The organism is Carbonatibacter coralli (genome assembly GCF_039592655.1).
In the GTDB taxonomy this organism is placed as follows: Bacteria; Pseudomonadota; Alphaproteobacteria; order Kiloniellales; family Kiloniellaceae; genus Carbonatibacter; species Carbonatibacter coralli.
Genome location: NZ_JBBUTJ010000006.1, coordinates 113007 through 132549, shown reverse-complemented (window position 1 = coordinate 132549; position 19543 = coordinate 113007). Strand labels below are relative to the sequence as shown.

The 19543-nt window shown below is 53.8% G+C and carries 18 protein-coding genes; 10 read left to right on the top strand and 8 right to left on the bottom strand.

All coding sequences use genetic code 11. The features are described 5' to 3' along the window. Positions 1-300: 300 nt before the first annotated feature. Entirely contained in the window at positions 301-921 is a 621-nt protein-coding gene (locus AAAH10_RS13760; protein WP_343564539.1) for a MarC family protein, read from the bottom strand. Between the two features lie 222 nt (positions 922-1143). Here AAAH10_RS13760 and hemP point away from each other — a divergent pair, with 222 nt between their 5' ends. The 6 genes from hemP (at position 1144) to AAAH10_RS13730 (ending at position 7479) form a co-directional block, all read left to right on the top strand. After that, positions 1144-1311 carry a hemin uptake protein HemP gene (hemP, locus tag AAAH10_RS13755; RefSeq protein WP_442490275.1) on the top strand — a complete coding sequence of 56 codons (168 nt, stop codon included), beginning with the start codon at positions 1144-1146 and terminating at the stop codon, positions 1309-1311. 91 nt (positions 1312-1402) lie between these two features. Next, a complete protein-coding gene (locus AAAH10_RS13750) occupies positions 1403-3511 on the top strand; it encodes a TonB-dependent hemoglobin/transferrin/lactoferrin family receptor (RefSeq protein WP_343564537.1) in 2109 nt (702 codons plus the stop codon). A 182-nt stretch (positions 3512-3693) separates the two neighbouring features. Continuing rightward, positions 3694-4773, top strand: a complete 1080-nt coding sequence (locus AAAH10_RS13745; RefSeq protein WP_343564535.1) for a hemin-degrading factor — start codon at positions 3694-3696, stop codon at positions 4771-4773. A gap of 44 nt (positions 4774-4817) precedes the next feature. Continuing rightward, on the top strand, positions 4818-5690 hold the full coding sequence (locus tag AAAH10_RS13740; protein WP_343564533.1) for a heme/hemin ABC transporter substrate-binding protein: 873 nt from the start codon (positions 4818-4820) through the stop codon (positions 5688-5690). Beyond that, entirely contained in the window at positions 5687-6715 is a 1029-nt protein-coding gene (locus AAAH10_RS13735) for a FecCD family ABC transporter permease (RefSeq protein WP_343564531.1), read from the top strand. Before AAAH10_RS13740 ends, AAAH10_RS13735 begins: the two co-directional genes overlap by 4 nt. After that, complete coding sequence (locus tag AAAH10_RS13730; RefSeq protein ID WP_343564529.1) at positions 6712-7479, top strand: heme ABC transporter ATP-binding protein; 768 nt, start codon at positions 6712-6714, stop codon at positions 7477-7479. Before AAAH10_RS13735 ends, AAAH10_RS13730 begins: the two co-directional genes overlap by 4 nt. A gap of 73 nt (positions 7480-7552) precedes the next feature. On the opposite strand, the gene AAAH10_RS13725 is transcribed toward AAAH10_RS13730, so the two are convergent. The 6 genes from AAAH10_RS13725 to AAAH10_RS13700 form a co-directional block, all read right to left on the bottom strand. Then, entirely contained in the window at positions 7553-8008 is a 456-nt protein-coding gene (locus AAAH10_RS13725; RefSeq protein ID WP_343564527.1) for a helix-turn-helix domain-containing protein, read from the bottom strand. A gap of 158 nt (positions 8009-8166) precedes the next feature. Next, positions 8167-9897, bottom strand: coding sequence for an apolipoprotein N-acyltransferase (gene lnt, locus AAAH10_RS13720; RefSeq protein ID WP_343564525.1), 1731 nt, complete (start codon positions 9895-9897; stop codon positions 8167-8169). 5 nt (positions 9898-9902) lie between these two features. Next, entirely contained in the window at positions 9903-11012 is a 1110-nt protein-coding gene (locus AAAH10_RS13715; protein ID WP_343564523.1) for a hemolysin family protein, read from the bottom strand. Between the two features lie 47 nt (positions 11013-11059). After that, a complete protein-coding gene (gene ybeY / locus AAAH10_RS13710; RefSeq protein WP_442490276.1) occupies positions 11060-11662 on the bottom strand; it encodes an rRNA maturation RNase YbeY in 603 nt (200 codons plus the stop codon). Between the two features lie 5 nt (positions 11663-11667). Continuing rightward, positions 11668-12648 carry a PhoH family protein gene (locus AAAH10_RS13705; RefSeq protein WP_343564629.1) on the bottom strand — a complete coding sequence of 327 codons (981 nt, stop codon included), beginning with the start codon at positions 12646-12648 and terminating at the stop codon, positions 11668-11670. Positions 12649-12901: 253 nt separating this feature from the next. Next, positions 12902-13810, bottom strand: coding sequence for a LysR family transcriptional regulator (locus tag AAAH10_RS13700; RefSeq protein WP_343564519.1), 909 nt, complete (start codon positions 13808-13810; stop codon positions 12902-12904). Between the two features lie 191 nt (positions 13811-14001). Here AAAH10_RS13700 and AAAH10_RS13695 point away from each other — a divergent pair, with 191 nt between their 5' ends. The 4 genes from AAAH10_RS13695 to speB all read left to right on the top strand — a co-directional run bounded on the left by AAAH10_RS13695 (position 14002) and on the right by speB (position 18004). Further along, complete coding sequence (locus AAAH10_RS13695; protein ID WP_343564517.1) at positions 14002-15021, top strand: TRAP transporter substrate-binding protein; 1020 nt, start codon at positions 14002-14004, stop codon at positions 15019-15021. 78 nt (positions 15022-15099) lie between these two features. Next, positions 15100-15732 carry a TRAP transporter small permease gene (locus AAAH10_RS13690; protein WP_343564514.1) on the top strand — a complete coding sequence of 211 codons (633 nt, stop codon included), beginning with the start codon at positions 15100-15102 and terminating at the stop codon, positions 15730-15732. Then, a complete protein-coding gene (locus AAAH10_RS13685) occupies positions 15729-17009 on the top strand; it encodes a TRAP transporter large permease (RefSeq protein WP_343564512.1) in 1281 nt (426 codons plus the stop codon). The genes AAAH10_RS13690 and AAAH10_RS13685 overlap by 4 nt, the downstream gene beginning before the upstream one ends. Positions 17010-17032: 23 nt before the next feature. Then, a complete protein-coding gene (speB, locus tag AAAH10_RS13680; RefSeq protein ID WP_343564510.1) occupies positions 17033-18004 on the top strand; it encodes an agmatinase in 972 nt (323 codons plus the stop codon). A gap of 92 nt (positions 18005-18096) precedes the next feature. Here speB and miaB read toward each other — a convergent pair whose 3' ends face one another. After that, entirely contained in the window at positions 18097-19467 is a 1371-nt protein-coding gene (miaB, locus tag AAAH10_RS13675; RefSeq protein ID WP_343564508.1) for a tRNA (N6-isopentenyl adenosine(37)-C2)-methylthiotransferase MiaB, read from the bottom strand. Positions 19468-19543: the final 76 nt, after the last annotated feature.

Below are 19543 nucleotides of genomic sequence, written 5' to 3'. Positions count from 1 at the left end.
ACACGGAGGTACGCTCTTTGCGCTCTACCCTAACTGAGCTTCGCGATATTCGCTTACCAGGCTTTCTCTCTGTTGTCCCGGAGCAAGACAAGGCTCTGAAACAAAACAAATAACAACATGCAGATGTCTTTATATAGATCGAAAACGCCTAAGACATGACGCAAAACACCAGAAGATGCAAATGATTTTTCACGTCAGCGCCCTGTTCCCGGGATCCCTCATAGTCAGCCAGAAACATTAAGAACTCTTAAATTCCAGCCTCCAAAACGGCCTCCCGGATCCCTTTTCAACGGCAAGCCTCTAAAGAGCGAAGACAGCCTTGACTCCGTCAACCACCATTTCAACGGCAATAGCCAGCAGAATCATCCCCATCAGCCGGGTCATGATGACACGCATGGTCTGGGTCAGGGCCTTTTCAAAGAGGGAGGAGAAAAAGAACACAAGGAACAGAAGCAGCAGAACAACGCCGACGATGGCGGCAGTTTCGGCAAAGGCAAGAGTGCTTTGGGCATGCCCGGCATAGATGATGAGCGTTGCAAGCGTTCCCGGCCCGACGATCATCGGGAAGGTCATGGGATAAAACGCAAGACCCGACAGGTTTTCAACCTGCTGACCATCAGTCGAATGGTGGGAGGAAACCTCCTTGCCGTTCAGCATCGAGAAGGAAATCTGGGCGAGCACGATACCGCCGGCAATCCGGAACTCGTCAATGGTGATGCCGAAAAAGGCAATGATCTTCTGCCCCAGAAAGAGGATGACACCACACATGATTGCCGAAAAGAGCGTCACCTTTGCCGCAAGCAGTCGCTGCTGGGCAACGGTGAACCCGGAGGTCAGCGCCAGAAAAATGGGCAGATTCACGAAGGGGTTCATGATCGCAAAGACCCCTCCAAAGATTTTCACCAGTTCTGCCTGATCCATAATCCCCTCCTCAAAAGCACGACACAGACATCAGAAAGTCTTGAGAACACTCAACAAAAACAGCTCCAGCCTTTCAGATAACGATTTCATAAGACAGGAATTCAAAATTTTGTGATCCGGAAAGTGTCGAAAATATGACATTTCACTTGCAACTGATAATGATTCTCACTACTCATAGTCAGGAATTGCTGATTACAAACCGTCACAGTTCAGGAGTTTGCTGTGGATAAAACCCTCTGCGACAACAGGGATCGCTCCCTTTTGCTGGCCAACAACTGTTTGCAAAGCGCAGATATTTTCAAGGACAGCAAGGAAATCCGTATTGAACACCAGGGCGCGTTCTACACGCTCCGGCTGACGGCCAACGGCAAATTGATTCTGACAAAATAAGGCTTCAGCCAGCCACCAAGCCGAGCATTCCCGCTTTAGCCAGGCAGCCCGTCACGAGCCTCTCTCAATTCTGACTATTGGAGACCCCCCTATGCGCAGAGCACAGTTTCTGGCGTGGACGGGGCCCTTTGTGACCTTGACGATGCTGTCTGCAACGGCCCATGCACAAAGCGCCACACCGCCTGAAGACACTGAACCCAAAATCGAACAGCTTGATCCGATCACCATCTATGCAACCCGCACGGAAAGGTCCACCTTCGAGGTTCCGGCCCTGGTGACTCAAATCGATACCGAAGCGCCGGGTAACGCAACGGCTGGAGATGTAGAAGATCTGCTTCAGTTCTCACCGGGCGTGGACATCACAGACAGCCCGCGACGCAACGGGCAAACTGTCAGTATTCGCGGCTTTGACGATGAATCAATCATCACACTGCTTGACGGACGTCGCCAGAATTTCGAATCAGGTCACGATGGTCGCGCCTTTATCGACCCCGCTCTCCTGAAATCTGTGGAAGTGGTCCGCGGATCGTCGTCTTCAATTTATGGCGGCGGTGGCATCGGTGGCGTTATCGCCTTTGAAACCAAGGATGCGCAGGACCTTCTGAAAGAAGGGGAAGAATTCGGTGTTCTGACCAACATAGGTTTCAGATCTGCCACAGATGAATTTGTCTCGACAGCCTCGGGTTTCGGTCTGGTCGGAAACTTCGACTATCTCGGCTCTGTCAGCTACAGAAATTCGGGCGACATTGAACAGGGCGGCAACAACAGGCTTGATAATGACAGTGAACTGATCAACGGCCTCTTCAAGCTCGGAGGAACGTTCGAACATCACAGAATTGAAGCTTCTGCCCAGCTTTACAATGATGATGCAACAGAACCGAACAACCCTTCTGATGTGTCCAACAACACAGACAACCCCTTTGTTGAAAAGGATGTCACAGACAACCAGTTCAGCATTGGTTATACGTACGAAAATCCGGAAAATACCTGGCTCAAGCCAAGCCTCCTGATTTACTACAATCAGACAGAAGTTGAAGAGACAAACTTCACCGGAAGCAACACCGGACGCGTTCAATCGCGCGAATACGAAACACTTGGTCTGAATCTGGACAACCAGAGCAGCTTCAAGATCAGCGACAACCAGACCCATACCTTCAGCTACGGTTTTGAACTCTACAGAGACAAACAGAACGGCAGCAATTCTGCCGATCTCGATGATGTCCGTGGCGGTGTCCCGAATGCCAAGGCCCTTAATTTCGGTGCTTATATCCAGGATGAAATATCACTGGAGAGTTCTATCGGTGAGTTTCTGATCATTCCTGCCGTTCGTTTTGACAGCTACGACAGCGAAGACGATATCGGCAACTCCCAAAACGAAACCGAATTTTCCCCGAAGATCGCCCTGAGCTATCTGCCAACCGACAATGTCGTTCTGTTCGGCAGTATCTCCCGGGCTTTCCGTGCCCCGAACCTCACAGAAATCTACTCCAGAGGCCAGCACTTCCCGGGACTGACAATTGATCCTCCAGGCCCTCCTCCTCCCGTTGTTATCTTCCCGGACAACTTCTTCGTTCCCAACCCGGACCTGAGACCGGAAACAGTCACAACATTTGAAATCGGTGCCGGTGTGGATTTCGATGACGTCTTTGCAGCCGATGACACCTTGAAAATCAAGGGTGCCTATCACTACAACGATGGTGAGGATTTCATCTCTTCAACAGTCAACACAGCTGCTGGTACCACCACAATCGACAATGTTCCCAATGCACGCATCTTCGGTTTCGAAATCGAAGGTAAATACGACCTTGGAAACTGGAACACCAAACTTGGCCTGAGCTATGTCGAGGCAGAAAACGACGACACAGGTGAATATCTGTCAAACAATGTTCCTCTGACTTTCTATTCCGACGTCAGTTACAACTTCACCCGGATCGACAGTACCGTGGGCTGGCGGGGACGCTTTGCTACAGACAATGACAAGGTTCCAAACCCTGCTTCAGATGACGATGAAGTCATCAGAGCCGATGGTTACGGTGTTCACGATCTCTACTTCAGCTGGCGTCCAACCAGTGGCGACTTCGAAAACGCTTCCTTTGATGTCGCTGTCACAAACCTGTTTGACACAGAATACCGCAAAGGCATTACCCCTCTGCTTCAGGAAGGTCGCAGCCTGAATGCCCGACTGACCTACAGATGGTAATTCATCAAACCGGGTTTAAGAGTTCAAAACCCGGTTTGAAAAGCTGTTCAAAGGCCTTTTGTAAAAAGGCCTTTGAGTGCGTTCCGGCCTCCGGGAATCCGGGGGCCTTCCGTGCACAATTGATAACAGAGAAACCAACCTCCAAAGCACACCTTTCAGAGTTTGCAACGAAGAGAACATCAATGACGTCAACACACAAATCAGCAGAAAACATCAGATCCCGACACGCAGACCTGCTCAGGGAAAAACCCGGCACAAGAATTCGCGACGCCGCCGCAGAGTTGAACCTGAGCGAGGCAGACCTGATCGCCAGCCGTGTTGGTCATGACGTTATCCTGCTCAAAAGCAGTGCAGAGGAGATCATCAAATCTGTCAAACAGCTCGGAAAAGTGATGGCCCTGACGCGCAACGAGTCCTGTGTTCATGAACGCAAAGGCGTTTACGACAACGCGCAGTTTTTCCTTCACGGCCCAATGCAACACGGTCTGCTTGTCAATGACGACATTGATCTCAGGCTCTTCATGCACCACTGGAAACACATCTTTGCCGTGCTGGAGCAAACAGAAAAGGGTCTGCGCAAAAGTCTGCAGTTCTTTGACAAGGCCGGCATGGCTGTTCACAAGATCTATCTGACAGAGACCTCCGATGAAGCGGCCTTTGACTCTCTTGTCCGGGACTTTACAGCCGAAGAACAGATCGATGTTCTCGCACTTGAAGACTACAAGCCCAAAGCAACCGACCTGCCGGATCAGGACATTGACTGGAGCGCCCTTCGAACAGACTGGGAAAACCTGAAAGACACCCACGACTTCCATTCCATGCTGAGAAAGCACAAGGCAGGCCGGGTGCAGGCCTTTCGCAATATCGGGTCTGACTTTGCCTACGAGGTTGCACCGGGCGCCATCAGGGCCGTTCTCGAAAAAGCACGGGACACACAGTGCAAAATCATGGTTTTTGTCGGGAATCACGGCTGCATCCAGATTCACGGCGGCCACGTTGAAACCCTCAGGGATTACGGTCCCTGGTTCAACGTCCTGGACCCGGACTTCAACCTGCACCTGCGCACGGACCATATCGCTTCGTGCTGGGTGTCGCACAAGCCGACAACAGACGGCCATGTCACCGCGCTGGAACTTTTTGATTCAGACAACGGGATCATTGCAACGCTCTTTGGCTGGCGACGCCCGGGCATTCCCGAGCTGCCTCTCTGGCGGGAGATCATTGATGCCTTGCCCCCAAAGGATCAGAGCAGCGCAGCCTGATTCATCAGATCATCCCGCATTCTTCCTGCATCAGAGTCACAAAAATGATTAAAACAGCCACCTCGCTCATCCAGGGATTCTTGCTGACAGCAGCCCTTCTCGCTACAGGCCCAGCCAACGCCGGAGACGTTCCGGAACGCATCCTGTCTGTTGGCGGCGCCCTGACAGAAACAGTCTATGCCCTTGAAGCCGGCGAAAAGCTGGTTGGCAACGATACAACCAGCACCTTCCCTGATGCTGCCAGAGCACTCCCGAAAGTCGGATATCAACGGGCCCTGTCCTCGGAAGGCATTCTGTCCCTTGCTCCTGACCATCTCTTCATGACAGATGAAGCTGGTCCTCCGCCCGTTCTTGCGCAACTGAAGGCCCTGAAGCTTCCCATGACTGTTATTCCGGCAGGCCGGAGCCTTGAAGATGTCAAGAGCACAGTCCGGACCATCGCAAAAGTCATCGACAAAGAGCAAACTGCTGAAGAACTCATCCACTCCATTGCCCGGGATGAAAGGAAGCTCGCAGAGAAGAATCAGGCCGTGACAAAACCCAAGCGGGTCCTGTTCATTCTCCAGCACGCTGGTGGAGCTCCAATGGCAGCAGGGCTTTCCTCTGCGGCCAGCAGCATTATCGAACTGGCAGGTGCGCAAAATGCCGTACAAAACTATCACGGCTACAAACCCCTCACACCCGAAGCTCTGGTGGAAATCCAGCCGGATGCCCTTCTGCTCACATCGGAAGGTCTGGCGCATACCGGCGGTCTGGAGAGTCTGCTGCAAACACCGGGTCTGGCCCTGACACCTGCCGTTCAGAACGAGCAGATTATCGATATGAACGCGCTTCTCCTGCTGGGCTTCGGACCACGGACAGCACAGGCCGCCCTGCAACTCCATGATGCACTTTATGCAGCGGATAGTGCGCAATGAGGTTCAAGGCAATCACCAGTCTGTTTTCCCGCTCGAACGGCTGGCTGATTTTGATGATCCTCACCCTGTTTCTGGTGGCCGGCACAGCCAGTCTGATCGGCGCCATCAACATTCTCCCGGGGGACATTCTCACCAGCGGCTTCACGCCGCAACAGGAAGCCATTCTGACAACAATCCGCCTGCCAAGGGTTTTTCTGGCTGCGATCACAGGTGCCGCACTGGCTGTTTCGGGAGCCGCCATGCAGGGCCTCTTTCGCAATCCGCTGGCTGATCCCGGACTGATCGGCATTGCAGGCGGCGCGGCGCTTGCCGTCGGACTGGTCATCGTTATCCTTGGCCCGATTGGCGGATTAGCGGGGCTTTACAGCCTGGGCATCGCAGCCTTTGCCGGAGGCCTCTCCACGTCGCTTCTGATCTTCTATCTGGTTCGCAAGGCAGGCGGCTTTTCTGTCACCACCATGCTGCTGGCCGGCATTGCGATCAATGCCATAACTGCCGCAGCGACAGGCTTTCTGACATTTCTGAGCAATGACCAGCAACTGCGTGCCCTGACCTTCTGGACCATGGGCAATCTGGGAGGCGCACTCTGGCCTGCCGTTCTGGTGGCCCTGTCCGTTGTGCTGCCCGCAACAGTGCTGCTTGCTCGATCCGCACAGCAGCTCAACATTCTGATGCTGGGTGAAGCCGAGGCTGAACATCTGGGCGTCAACACAAAGGCGTTGAAATACCGCATTGTTTTCTGCACAGCCCTCGCCGTGGGCATCGCTGTTGCCGTCAGCGGCATTATCGGTTTTGTCGGGTTGATTGTGCCTCACCTGATTCGCCTGCTTTTCGGCCCGGACCATCGCTTTCTGATACCTGCATCTGCTCTCGGAGGGGCTATCCTTCTGGTGATTGCCGACACACTTGCACGTACGGTGGTGATTCCCGCCGAGATCCCCGTCGGAATCCTGACCAGCCTGATTGGCGGCCCCTTCTTTCTCTTTCTTTTGATCAGGCAATTCAGAGGGATGATCTCGCTGTGATTGAAGCGCACAATCTGATTGTCCAAAAGGGGAGAAGCACGCTTCTGGACGATGTTTCACTGAAACTGCAGCCGGGACAGCTCACCGCCATTGTCGGCCCGAACGGTGCAGGAAAATCCACCCTGCTCAAATGCCTGAGCGGTTCGGTTTCACCATCATCAGGTACGGTTTTCTGGAATGAAAAACCCCTGAACACCTTCACGCCGGAAGAGTTGGCCAGAAAACGCGCTGTCCTTTCCCAAAACAGTTCTGTTCAGTTCCCGTTCAAGGTTCGCGACATTGTTGAAATGGGCCTCAACCCGCATCTCTCGACGGGCCTGGGGCAAAAATCCGCCGAAGCAGACGCGCTCATCCGTCAGTCCCTTGAACTGGCAGAGATATCAGCGTTGCGCGACCGCACAATTACATCCCTTTCAGGAGGAGAACAGCAAAGGGCCCATCTCGCCCGAACGCTCTGCCAGATCCTGCACAGGCAAAATACAGCTCTTTTTCTGGATGAACCGACCTCTGCCCTGGACCTCAAGCATCAACACGGCACCCTGCAGCTGGCTCGGGACTTTGCGCAGGAACACAATGCAATTGTGGTGATTGTTCTCCACGAGCTGCGTATGACCCTGCAATACTGTGACCAGGCTGTCTGTCTGCAGCAAGGCAGGCTGGTTGAAGCAGGTCCCGCAAAAGAAGTCCTGAACAGTTCACGTCTCGCGGAGCTGTTTGATATTCCGGAGCGGATTGCAAAAGACCTCACCCGCTCCTTTGCGTAGGCAAACAAAAAGCAGCTCTGCAAGGGAGCTGCTTTTCAAACCCTGCCTGAACAGGCAAGTCTTCATGAAAGGCCTAGAGAGCCTCTTCTGTCTCCGCAGAAGCATCAGCCGCCGAACCCAGCGCCTTGGTCATTTCAAACAACCGCTTGCGCAGCTGCGGGTCTGTGATCTTGTAATAGGCCCGAACCAGCTCAAGCGTTTCACGCTTGGCCATGGGATTGATCTCCTGCGTGATGCTCTCTGCAGGCTTTTCTTCCAGCTCACGATGACGGACCGGAGACTGATCTGCAATTTCCTGCGGCATGTCAGAGAAGAAATAGCCGACGGGAACATCGAGAACACGTGCCAGGTCATACAAGCGACTGGCGCCCACACGGTTCATCCCGCGCTCGTACTTTTGAACCTGCTGAAAAGTCAGCCCGATGGAATCACCCAGTTTTTCCTGGCTCATGCCAAGCAGAGTCCTGCGCTGACGGATCTTGCTTCCGACGTGCACATCAATTGGATTAGGTTTACCTTTACCCTTCATTTGTCAGCCCCAGTCTCTTTCACCATCGGCTTTCAGGCGTTCCTGTGCCACAGCATAACCAAGAAAACCGCTCAACCATGTTTAGCTATAGCAGAACAACATACTATCTTATGTTGAGTTCTGAGTACAACTTTAATTGTGGTTTTACAATCAAAATCCTAAATTCTCGTTCCAATTTTTCTAATGAGAAAAACAGAAAGAGACAAAAGGAAAACAATAAGAAAAACAGACATATTCCCAATCAGAGAAAAGAAAGTCCTCTTTTCCAGTTCTTTTGGAAGTTTTTGATCCAGATACCCTTTTTCACCCAAGGGATAACTTTGCAACAGGCGCCCATAGCCATCAATCACTGCAGAAATACCCGTATTGGCTGCTCTGAGAACCGGCAACCCTTCCTCAACGGCACGCAACTGCGCGATGGACAAATGCTGATAGGGACCTGATGAGCTTCCAAACCAGGCATCATTTGTAATGTTGAGCAGCCAGTCCGGGCGATTGTCAGGATCCACAACAGCTCCGGGGAAAATAATCTCGTAACAGATCAGTGGACTGAAGGCTGGCAGATTCGGCCCAGAGAGCGTTTGCGGCCCCGGCCCTGCAGAGAATCCGCCCTGCCCGAAAGAGGTCAGCTTGCCCAGTCCCAGCGGTGTGTATTCACCAAAGGGCACCAGATGCGCCTTGTCATAGGTTCTGACGATATCGCCCCTGCGGTTGAGAACATGAAGGGAATTGTAGAACTCTTCCAGATTGACCTGACCTGTTCCTGCGCTGACTTCATAGCGGGGCGCGCCTGTGATCAGATAACCGGCCTCCGGCGCGGCGCGTGCCACAAGCTGCTGTAACTCGCTGTTGCTGTTCAAAACGTAAGGCACAGCTGTTTCCGGCCAGATCACCAGATCAGGTTTGCGCCCTTCTGCTGTCGGTGCCTCGGTCGAGAGAACGATCTGGTTGAAGATATGCCCCCGTCGCAATTCCGGGACCCACTTTTCCTTTTGCGCGATGTTCGGCTGAACAAGACGCACGACTGTTTCGTGAAACGCAGCATCACCGGAAGGTGCATCCTGCAATCGCCCTGCTCCCCAGAAACAGGCTGCCCCGGGAAGAGCCCAGAAAAGAACCAGAATCAAAACGGGTCTTCTGAGAGTCTGGCGGGTCACAATATGTCTGATCCGGACAGCCAGCGGAACAGCTGTCCCGCTGGAGGCACGAAGAAGGGGAACAAGCTTCTCAATCGCAAGGTACGGCCCCAAAAAGACCAGCAAGGCCAACAGGGACAACCCCCAGACACCAAGCACGGAACCGAACTGAAGCAGTTCAGGCACAGAAACCCAGACCTGACCCAGCAGGTTCCACGGAAAACCCGTAAAGAGCCAGGATCGCAACCATTCCACCAGAACCCAGCTTGCCATAAAAGCAAGCAGAAGCGCAGAGCCCTCCAGCTTGAAACGGCGTTTCAAGCCATGAGTCATCGCTGCGGTTCCTGCAAAGAACAGTGCCATTCCACCTGCAAGGGCAGACACCGCAAAGGGCATGAGCCAGCCATGCCGGGCAATATCGACAAGAAAGGCTTCCCCGACCCAGTAAAGGCTGAGCGCATAAAAACCCAGACCATAAAACCAGCCGGACCAGCAGGCCTGCTTCAGGGTTTCAGCCTTGCTGACAAACCAGAAAAGCAGCATCAGTGAAGGAAACAACAGAACCAGCAGGCCAAAAGGCGGGAAAGCAAGGGCAGAGAAGACGCCGCCTGCAATCAGCAAAGCTGCCTTCCTGCGGCCCTTCGGCAGGGCGTTTACAGGACTGTATTCCTCTGCATCCCCGGACTGCCTCAGAACCTCGGGCTCACGGCCGGAACCCCTGAACAGGCGCAGCACCGCGCGAAAAGCCTGCATCCGCTTCAGCCCCTGTCTTCTGATGAAGAAGAGGAAGCCCGAGCGTCCTCGCTGTCATCCTGTTGCGCAGTTGTCAGGGGCTTGAGGCCCGCCTGGGCCAGAGTCATCAGACTCGGACTCTGCGGAGGTACATTCCAGACGCGCAGCTTCTTGATCCGCCGGGCATCTGCATCAAGAACCTCGAAACAGAGATCCGAGTGATCATGACGGATAATTTCCCCGCTTTCGGGAACGCGATCTGCAAGCCAGAAGACAAGACCGCCCAGCGTGTCGATATCTTCGTGCTTTTCCTCTTCACTCAGGATCGAACCGATCTGATCCTCGAGTTCCTCGATTTCACAGCGGGCATCCGCGATAAAGGAGCCGTCCGGACGCAGGTAGAGGCCCGGACCGTCATTGGTGTCATGCTCGTCCTCGATCTCGCCGACAATCTCTTCCACCAGATCCTCAATGGTTACGAGACCGTCAATGCCCCCGAATTCATCAACGATAAGGGCCATGTGAACACGCGACAAACGCATCTCCAGCAGGAGATCCATCGCCCGCATGGACGGCGCGACAATCAGGACACGGCGAACGAGAGACTGCAGGGAGCCAGCCAGACCGGAATCACCCAGCGACTTGCCTTCGGCATCCTGCTGGCGTGCAAACTGGAGAACGTCCTTGATGTGGACCATGCCCACAGCATCATCCAGCGTTTCCCGGTAGACAGGCATCCGCGAATGCCCGGCCTCGGTCATACGATCCATCAACTCGGACAGAGGCGTTTCAATATCCACGGCGATGATGTCTGCGCGCGGCACCATGACATCACTGCAGGACAGATAGCGCAGCTGCAGGATATTGCTGAGCATCAGGCGTTCATCGGCACTGATCGGCGTTATATCCTCTTCGGATTCGCCCTGCTCTTCAATTTCATCAATAATCTCGCCAATTGTCTCACGCAGATGCGATTCACCTCCCCTGAAACCGAAAAAGCGTTTCAGGGAAGACCACCAGCCTGAAGCGGCCTCGGGTCTGGAGGCATTCTGGGGAGAAAGGACACGATTGTCCGTCACGGATACACCCGGACTGCCCGGCTCAGGCTCCGGATCGGTTTGTGAAGAGGAAAGCATCTCTTTGTTGCCTTGATAATCACGAAAAGAAACTGAGGAAGAGTCCATTACTGTGCCTCATCCATCAACCATTCTGAACCCTCAGCATAAGGGTTTGCAACACCCAAACGGGCCAGGATTAACACTTCCAGTTGCTCCATTTCCTCGGCTTCCTCATCGGAAATATGGTCATAACCCAGCAAATGCAAGGTCCCATGCACCAAAAGATGAAGAAAATGGGCTTCCAGAGACTTGCCCTGTTCCGCGGCTTCCCGCTGCAGTGTCTCACGGGCAAGCACAATATCACCCAGCGACAGATACCCGGTCTGTTCTGCCCTGACGGCTTCATCCGGATCATCCAGCATGGCGAAGGACAGAACATTGGTCGGCTTGTCCTTCTGGCGGTGATCCCGGTTCAGAACCCGGACTTTGTCATCACTGCTCAGAGCCACAGACAGCTCGGCAACAGAACACAACAGCCCTGCATCAGGCCCGACAGCAGGGGAAAGCCCCATGGCATAAGCCAGAACGACAGCCCTGTGAATCAGGGCTTTGGCATCAGGCAGGACGTCCAGCCAGAGCTCATCCTCGACAGAACTGTACAGCTGCAAGCCCAGAAGCGACCCGGTCGTCTCCTGCTCTTCCAGTGGTGATTCCATTTCGGCAATCATCGCACTCATTGAGGTCCCTCGAAGAAATCGCGTTCCTCATGGAGGCCCTGTTCACTTTTCCTGAGACGGTTGTCATAAGCGCGAACAATCTTGGTCACCAAGGAGTGGCGCACAATATCCGACGATGTGAACTGAACAAAACCGACCTCATCCATGTGAGCCAGTGTTTCGGAAGCATCCTTCAATCCCGAGAGTTGCCCCTTTGGCAAATCAATCTGGGACAGATCGCCTGTGACAACCATGCGGCTGTTTTCCCCCAGACGGGTCAGGAACATCTTCATCTGAACAGAAGTCGTATTCTGGGCCTCGTCAAGAATGACAAAGGCATTGGACAGGGTCCGCCCTCTCATGAAGGCAAGCGGTGCAATTTCAATCTCGCCTGAATCAAGGCGGCTGTTCACCTGTTCTGCGGGGAGCATGTCGTAAAGCGCATCATAAAGCGGGCGCAGGTAGGGATCGACCTTGTCCTTCATATCACCGGGCAGGAATCCCAGACGCTCCCCGGCTTCCACGGCGGGACGGGAGAGGATGATCCGCTCGATCTTCCCCTGGATCATCAGGGACACCCCATAGGCAACAGCCAGATAGGTCTTGCCTGTACCGGCCGGGCCAATTCCGAAAACCAGCTCGTGTTTGTCCAGTGCTTTCAGATAGGCCGCCTGCCCGGGAGACCGCGGGTTCAAACGGCGTTTGCGCGTGACAATGGCGACATCTTCGCTGTGGGTTGCCTCGGCAGCCTGTTCCTTCTCGAAAAAGGCGGAATCCGGTTCTGCGCTTGTCATGCGGAGCACGGCATCAACATCGGCGATCGTGACATCCAGACCCTTTTCGAGACGTTCGTAAAGCGCCTTGAGTGAAATGCTTGCAGTTGTGACGTTGTCCCTGGACGTCCCTGTAATGGAAACCTGATTGCCTCTGGAGGCCAGCCTGACATTGAGCTGCTGTTCCAGCCGGGCCAAATTCTGATCGTGCTCTCCATAGAGCATCGGGAGGAGATTGTTGTCGTCAAATTCCAGAAACTTGTTGAAACCATCCTTGCCTGTGGCCGAATGCCCGTTCCGTGTGCGTCCGTTCAAAAGGACACCTCCCTTTCCATAAGCTTCAATCGATTCATCCAAACGGATATCTGAACTGCAAACAAATTACCCCTTACAAAGAACAATAGCATAAGAAAGCTATGTTAAAAAATGATGTTAGCATTCCTGATCGTGAATTTTGTACACAGATTTCACCTCCGCATCAGGCTTCCCTGCCTTTTCGCTCCAGCATGACATCCTGAAAGACATCAATGAAAACAGAAGCCGCATAGCGTTTCAGAACGGATTTCCGGCTGACCAGACTGAATTCCGATGCCCAGACAAGATCGGGATGCTTCAGCTCCCTCATCTGTCCCTTCCTGACCCAGTCACGTGCATAGTGCACAGGCAGGGCTCCCAGAAAACGACCACTCAGAATCAGAATGGCCTGGGCTTCCATGTTCGAGACCAGCGCCGGACTCTCCCCCAGTTCAACAGAGCCTCCGCTCTCCGATTTCCAGTAGGTCCGGCTGGACATGGGATAGTTTTCGACAAGAGAGGGTTCAACCTCGCCTTCCGCAACCGTAAAAAGCGGATGCTTCATACCGCAGTAAAGCCTGTGTTCCTCGGCAAAGAGGGGAACGTAGTCCAGCTCTTCCAGCCGCTGGGAAAAGGGAGCGATGGCCAGTTGGATCCGGTTGTTGAGCAAATCCGTTTCCAGCTCGTTCGGCGCAGCCATTTTCAATTCGAGCTGAACCTCGTTGTCATCCGCATAAAACCGTTCAATCACCTCACTCAGGGGAAAGTCTGAATTGGTCAGCACATTGTCAACCAGGCCGATACGAAGCGTGCCTTTCAGTTTCTCCTTCAGATCAATCAGCTCGGCTTCATAATCCTCAATGATATTGAGCAGCTGGCAGCATTTCTCATAAGCACTTCTGCCACGCTCTGTCAGATAGAACCCGCTGCGTCCCCGCTGACACAGCACATAACCCAGCGTTTCTTCCAGCATGTTGATATGTGCACTGATCGCTGGCTGGCTGAGGCCCAGCAGTTGCTGTGCACCGACAAACCCCCCGCCCTCGACAACGGCACAGAAGGTCCTTAACAGCTTTTTAGAGTACAGCTCCATTTCCACACTCCCAACCACTGGATGTCATGCTCTAAAAACATCATAAATCATAATATATACATTTTATATTTTTATTTTTTTTATGAAAAAAACTGTGCTCCTATGAATGAAAGACAACAAGAAGCGTGCCGCCTCCGAAGGGGTCAACACGCACAGGTACTTTCCGATCCAACGCAATAGGGAGCTACACAATGAAACGCGTAAAGTCCTTTCTGGGAGTTCTGGGACTCTCGACATCTCTGATCGCTCTTCCGCTGAGTGCCATGGCTGAAGAGTGGAAATTTGCCATTGAAGAAATTTCCGGCTCCATCATGGATGCCTATGCGCAGGAATTCAAAAAGCGCATCGAAACGGCAACCAACAACGAGGTAACGGTCACAGTCTATCCGATGGGCACGCTCGGCACGCCGACCGAAACCGTTGAGCAGACAGCAGACGGCATCATCAACTTCACCAACGTATCCATCGGCAACCTGGGCACGATCGTTCCGGAAAGCCAGGTCTTCCTGCTTCCCTACATCCTGCCGTCCGATGCCGAAAAGACCTCGGAAGTTCTAAGCTCCTCCGATTTCATTTATCAGGACCTCAACCAGGATTTCCAGAGCAAGGGTCTGGAAATCGTCACCATGTATTCAGAGGGCGCACAGGTCTGGACGACAAACCGGGAAATCCGCAAGCCGGAGGATCTGGACAACTTCAAGATGCGTGTGATGGTCTCTCCGATCCTGCTGAAAACCTATGAGGATCTCGGTGCCAATCCGACCCCGCTTCCCTTTGGTGAAGTTTACGGCGCCCTTCAGCTCAAAGCCGTCGATGGCCAGATCAACCCTGCGGCAACCATCGAGGAAATGAAGTTCTACGAAGTGACGGACTATCTGATCTGGGCGGGCGAACAGGAACTGATCACAACTGTGGTTGCAGGATCCGACTGGTTCGAAACCCTGTCCCCGGACCGTCAGCAGCTTGTCAGGGAAACCATGGCTGGCATGGCTGATTTCATCAACGAGACAACGAGAAAATTCAACGATGAAAAGCTTGAGAAAATCAAGCAGGCCAAGCCGGAAATCAAGCTGATTGTTCTGACTGAAGAAGAGCGTGCAGCCTTCCGCGCGCGCAGTGAGAACACCCACGAAGCCTATACGGAAATCACTGGCGATCGCGGTGCAGAGCTTCTCAAGGCCCTGAACGCAGCCGTCCAGTCAGTCCAGTAAGGCCCAAGGAAAGCTGTGTGCAGAACACGCCCGCCTGATCTGTTCCGGGCACAGCTTTTCCAACAGGGAATTTGAAAAATGTCCAGCAGCACTGAAAGACTCGTGAAAAGCTTTACTCTCCTGGATCAGTATATCGAAAAGACGGAAAAATTTATCCTGTGTTGGAGCATCATTATTATGGCGACCAACACAATTGCAAATGTTCTGGGACGTTATGTCTTTGGACAGTCAATCTATTTTTCCGAGGAACTGAACGAGTTCCTGATGGTGATCATCACCTTTATGGGGCTGGGGTATGCAACGCGGCGCGGTATTCACATCCGCATGTCGGCCATTTATGACACGCTGCCGTGGAAAGCCAAAAAGCTCATCATGATTCTCATCGCGCTCACAACAGCCATCATGATGGCAGTTCTTGCGTGGTACGCCTTTGAATATGTTGAAAAAGTCGCACGCCGGGGACGTGTCACACCTGCGCTGCAGCTTCCGCTTTACCTCACCTATATCTGGGTTGTTGCCGGTCTTGCCATCACCTCCATCCAGTATTTTCTGACCGCCCTGCGCAACACCGACTTTTCGGATCAGGACGTCTATGTCTCCTTTTCCGAAATTGACAGCTATGAAGACCCCGAAACCCTGTCTGCACTGAAAAACATCAAGGTGCAGGACACAACCGCTTCCGACACAGACAGGAAGGGAGATCAGCAATGACCGAACTGATGCTCACAGTCATGATCATCCTGCTCCTCATGGGTTTCCCCATGAAGATGCCGCTCCTCTCCGCAGCGGTTCTGGGTTTCCTGATCTATCTGCCCAACCTGAGCCTCCAGACTGTCATCCAGCAGATGATTGGTGGTGTCAAACCAAGCGCCCTGGTTGCCATCCCCATGTTCATTCTTGCCGCTGACATCATTACCCGTGGCCTTTCTGCCGACCGGCTCATTGATGTCGTGATGCGCTTCATGGGACACATCCGGGGTGGACTGGCGATTTCCGTTACCGCCGCCTGTGCACTCTTCGGAGCTGTCTGCGGTTCGACACAGGCCACTGTTGTGGCAATCGGTGGTGCCATGCGGCCACGCATGCTCAAGGATGGCTACAAGGACAGCTTTACCATTGGCCTGATCGTCAACGCAGCAGATCTGGCCTACCTGATTCCGCCCTCCATCGGGATGATCATTTACGGCGTGATTTCCGGCACCTCGATTTCCGAACTCTTCATCGCCGGCATTGGTCCCGGTCTTCTGATTGTCGCCCTCTTCTCGCTCTATTCCATGTGGTACGCCCACAAACACCAGATTCCGGTTCACGCCCGTGCAAGCTGGACAGAGCGACTGACCGCCCTGCGCCGGGCTCTCTGGCCCGCGGGCTTCCCGGTGATCATCATGGGCGGCATCTACGGAGGTGTCTTCAGCCCGACGGAAGCTGCGGCAATCTGTGTGCTCTATGCTGTTGTTCTGGAAGTGTTTGTTTTCCGCTCCATCAGCCTCAGGGATATTCCCGACATCGCGCTGTCCACAGGCGCCATCACATCGGTTGTCTTTATCCTGATCGCAGCAGGTGCCGCTTTCTCCTGGACACTGTCCTATGCACAGGTTCCCCAGGCCATCATTGAAGCAATCGGACTGGATGGATCAAGCCCGCTGACCATTCTGCTGGCCATCAACATCGCCTTCTTCCTGGGCTGCATGTTCGTGGACTCCATTGTCGTGATCCTCATTCTGGTTCCGATCTTTGCTCCGCTGATTCAACAGACAGGGCTGGACCCGGTTCTCGTCGGGGTTCTCATCACGCTTCAGGTCGCCATTGGTGCTGCAACACCGCCCTTTGGCTGCAACCTCTTTACTGCCATTGCCGTTTTCAGGCGACCCTTCATGGATGTTGTCCGCGGGGTTCCGCCCTTCCTGCTGATCCTGCTGGCTGTCACGGCACTGCTGGTTTTCTTCCCTCCACTGGCTTTGTTCCTCAGAGACCTTGCCTTTCGCTAACACTTTGAATTTCGGAGTAAGTTATGGCTGATCATGGTTATGAATCAGGACGTTTAAACCTGCCTTTTGTTGGCATTGCCACCTTTGCCAAAAAGGAACATGCGGCAGACTGGGATGCCATTGATGCCGATGTTGCCATCATGGGTGCACCCTTTGACTTCGGAACCCAGTTCCGTTCCGGAGCGCGCTTTGGCCCCCGTTCGGTGCGCGAGGCCTCCACGCTTTTCTCTTTCGGCCACGCAGGCGCCTATGATCATGAAGATGACTGTGTCTATCTGGGCGAAGACGTGAAAATGGTTGATATCGGCGATGCTGACATCATCCACACCGACACCGTCAAAAGTCACCAGAACATCGAACACGGCGTCAAAAAGATCCTCGAAGCCAATGCCATCCCTGTTGTTATTGGTGGCGATCACTCCGTAAACATTCCCTGTATCAATGCTTTCAGGGAAGACGCAGAGAAGAACGGCCCGATCCACGTGATCCAGATTGACGCCCACCTCGATTTTGTCGATGAGCGCCACGGCGTGCGCTATGGTCACGGCAACCCGATGCGCCGCGCCATTGAGAAGGATTACGTTTCCGGAATGACCCAACTGGGTATCCGCAATGTCTCCTCGACAGCACGCGAAGGCTATGAAGATGCCAGAAACCGCGGTTCGGATATCCTCTCGGTCCGGCAGGTTCGCAAGGTCGGTCTGGAACAGCTGCTTGAGCGTATTCCCAAAGGCGTCCGCTACTATGTCACGATTGATATCGATGCCTTCTGCCCGTCCATTGCACCCGGCACCGGCACCCCGAGCCATGGCGGTTTCCAGTACTACGAAGTGCTCGAAATCCTGCAGGGACTGACCAGGCAGGGACAGGTTGCAGGCATTGATCTGGTGGAAGTTGCACCCGACTATGATCCGACCAACGGCACCTCCATTCTAGCGGCACAGCTGCTGATGAACTTCATCGGCTTTATCTTTCACGAGAAAAACAAGGCTTGAATTATCTCCACAGTGAAGTCTTCCCGTGAAACTGAAAGCGCGCCAGGCACAGCCTGACGCGCTTTTTCTTGTTCTGCGGGATCTGAAATCCTTCAGGCCGATGCTGCAGCCGGGCTTTCAATCCCTGTCGTCACAACAGTCCCGGCCAGAGAATTTGCCAGAGCCCGGTCAATCCGGACATCAATGGAATTCCCGAGCAAACGGTCCGGGGCCTCCGCAAAAACCGACTGCATGAAAGGACTGCGACCGATCAGCTGGCCTTCGTGCTTGCCCTTGCGGTCAAAGAGAATGTTGAAGGTCTTGCCGACACAGGACTGGTTAAACGCAACCTGCTGTGCATTCAGCAGTTCCTGCAGCATGGCCAGACGCTGCGATTTGACCTCTTCCGGGATCTGGTCTGCGATACCCGCTGCCGGAGTGCCCGGACGCGGGCTGTACTTGAAGGAATAGGCCTGTGCATAGTTCACATCTGTCACCAGACGGATTGTATCGGCAAAATCCCGGTCGCTTTCCCCCGGGAAGCCAACAATAAAATCACCGGAAAGCGCCAGATCAGGACGCGCTTCACGCAGCTTGTCGATCACACGGCGATAGTCATCAGCCGTGTGTTTCCGGTTCATCATCTCCAGAATGCGATCGGAACCGGCCTGCACAGGAAGATGAAGATAGGGCATCACCTTCTCCGCCTTGTGCGCCTGAATCAGTTCATCTTCCATGTCGCGCGGATGGGATGTCGTATAGCGCAGACGCTCCAGACCGTCGATTTCTGCCAGCTCCAGCAAAAGACGTCCCAGACCCCAGGTTTTCCCGTTCGACGTTTCTCCGTGATAGGCGTTTACATTCTGGCCCAGAAGGGTGATTTCACGCGTTCCGGATGCAGCCAGCGTTCTGGCTTCACGGATGATGTCCTCAACCGGGCGGGAAAACTCCGCGCCACGGGTATAGGGCACCACACAGAAGGTGCAGAACTTGTCACAGCCTTCCTGAACCGAGAGAAAGGCCGTTGGCCCCTGGGAACCGCTCTCTTCCGGCAGGAAATCAAACTTTGATTCAACGGGGAAGTCCGTATCGATCACACCGCCACGGTTTTCATCACCCAGAGCCCTGGAAACCATCTCCGGCAGACGGTGATAGGTCTGGGGACCAAAGACCAGATCCACAGACGGAGCCCGGCGAACGATCTCCTCGCCCTCGGCCTGTGCGACACAGCCCGCAACACCGATCAGCATCTCCCCGCCCTGCTGTTCACGGCTCTCCTTGAGCTTGCGCAGCTTGCCCAGTTCGGAAAAGACCTTTTCAGAGGCCTTCTCGCGAATGTGGCAGGTGTTGAGAATAATCATGTCAGCGCCTTCCGGCGTCTCAACGGGCTCATAACCCATTGGTGCAAGCGCGTCTGTCATGCGGACACTGTCATAGACATTCATCTGACAGCCGTAAGTCTTGATGTAGAGCTTCTTCGCCACGGCGAACCCATCCTCTCCGGGTCAGACAACGAATTTCCGCAGGACGAGAAAGAATAAGGGAAATTCGGCAGCTGAC